The sequence below is a fragment of the Thioalkalivibrio sp. ALE21 genome, from assembly GCF_003208255.1.
Classification (GTDB): Bacteria; Pseudomonadota; Gammaproteobacteria; order Ectothiorhodospirales; family Ectothiorhodospiraceae; genus Thioalkalivibrio; species Thioalkalivibrio halophilus.
Map to the genome: position 1 here is coordinate 1 of NZ_QKMA01000040.1, position 1927 is coordinate 1927.

The 1927-nt window shown below is 68.9% G+C and carries 2 protein-coding genes; one reads left to right on the forward strand and one right to left on the reverse strand.

Going from position 1 to position 1927, the window contains the following annotated elements; all coding sequences use genetic code 11:
- Positions 1-974, reverse strand: a 974-nt coding sequence (locus tag D893_RS13630) for a FimV/HubP family polar landmark protein (protein WP_110620080.1), incomplete at its 3' end; no start/stop codon positions are given.
- Between the two features lie 162 nt (positions 975-1136).
- Here D893_RS13630 and D893_RS13635 point away from each other — a divergent pair.
- Complete coding sequence (locus tag D893_RS13635) at positions 1137-1790, forward strand: rhodanese-like domain-containing protein (protein WP_018947884.1); 654 nt, start codon at positions 1137-1139, stop codon at positions 1788-1790.
- Positions 1791-1927 lie beyond the last annotated feature (137 nt).

A 1927-nucleotide genomic window follows, 5' to 3' on the forward strand; every position in this document is an offset into this window, starting at 1 on the left:
CCCGCTGCAGCTGCGGCGCCGCCGGCGGCTCCGGCGGCCGCGGCGCCGGCACCTTCTTCCGCCGGGATTTGCGGTTCGGCTTCGTCCCCGCGGGGCGACCGGCCCTTGCCCGACTTCGCCTGCGCGCTTCCCTTCTTGCCGCCGGAAGCGGGCTTGCCCCCACCCCCGGTCTGACGGCGCCCCAGCATGATGCCGGCCACCAGGAACAGGCCCAGGCCCAGCGCCATGGACCCCAGCGCCACCAGCACCGGCGGACGGGTCAGCTGTTCGGTCAACGGCACCTCGTCCGGGCCCGGGCGGCTTTCCACCTCGACCAGCCGTTCCTCGACTTCGACCAGGCGGTCGCGCAGCTGATCGCGCTCGGTGCGCAGGGTGTCCAGGTCCTGTTCCATCTGCTCGCGCAACTCTTCGGCCGCGGCGTCGGTCCCCGCATCCAGACGCTCCGACTCCAGCAGGAACCGCAGCTCCTCCACCGCCTCGCGCAGTTCATCGATCTCGGCATCGCGCGAGGCCAGACGTTCTTCGATCGCGGCACGCGACATGCCCTCGCCGCCCTCGTCCACCGCTTCGAACCGGTCCTCCACACGCACGGCGCCGGGGTCCCAGTTCTCGATGTGACGCAGGACCTCGGCGCGGGCACTGTCCCGGTCACGCCGGGCGAACACCGATTCCGGCGGCCGCTCCAGTACCGTGCCGGCCCGCAGCGTATTCACGTTCTGTTCGGCGAAGGCCTCGGGGTTGGCCTCGAGGAAGGCGAGCATGGCTTCGTTGACCGACACGCCGGGGGGCAGATCAAAGGTCTGCACGATGCTGTACAGGGTGTCGCCGCGCTGCACCTCGTGCGTCGGCCGGTCGGGCGACTCGGCCAGCACCGGCGTCACGCCTCCGGCGACCAGACCGAGCGCCAGGCTCAGGCCGCGCGCGGTGCCCGCCAGTCGGGAACCATTGCGATTGTGTTTCGCCCGTCGATCCAAACCTGAACCCTCTATCGAAATCCGGTGGCCACGAACCGTGGCCTCGAGGAGGGTAACGGCCCGTGCAAGCCGTGCTGAAGGAAACCCCGACCGGCAGGGTGCAAGCCGGCACCGTTTGACTCACAATCCCGGCTTGCCAACACAACCACAGTGGAGGAGAAGATGAAGAAACGTTTTGCCCCCGGACTGGCCCTGGCCGGCCTGTTCACCCTGGGCCTCGCCGGGCCCGCTTCGGCGCTGGAAGTCGGCATCACCCCGGACCTGCAATCGCTGGAGGTCCCGCACGGTGACGAGACCGTCACCATCCAGCGCATCCAGGACACCGAGAACCGGCTGGACAACGAGTTCGCGAAGACCTCACGCCCCTGCCCGCCGTTCTGCGTCCAGCCCATGGATCTGGGCCGCGGCGTGGAAACCCTCGGCGAGGCGGAGTTCCTCGAGTATGTCGGCCAGCTCGGCGAGCGCGACGACCTGCTGATCATCGATTCGCGCGGTCCCGACGACTACGCCGCCGGCACCATCCCCGGGGCCATCAACATCCCCTGGCAGAAACTGGACATCGACGGCGACGCCGAGCCCGCGGACGTACGCGACATCATGCTCGACAAGTTCAGCGTGATGGATCACTGGGACCTGCTGGACTTCTCCAACGCCAAGACCCTGGTGTTGTTCTGCAACGGCCCGTGGTGCGGCCAGTCGCCCACCAACATCCGCACGCTGACCAACCTCGGGTACCCGGGCCACAAGATCAAGTGGTACCGCGGCGGCATGCAGATGTGGAACACCCTCGGCCTGACTACCGTCGAAGGCCGGTAGGAGGCCGGCCCTCCGGCCGATTTGCCCCGGTGGGTCGTCGGCCCCGATCGGCCAGGGGGCTGGCCTCCTTGTGTGTCGTCGCAGAGGGAGCGCTACCATCTGTGGCACCGGGCTCGGGGTAACCCGTTGGCCTCCTG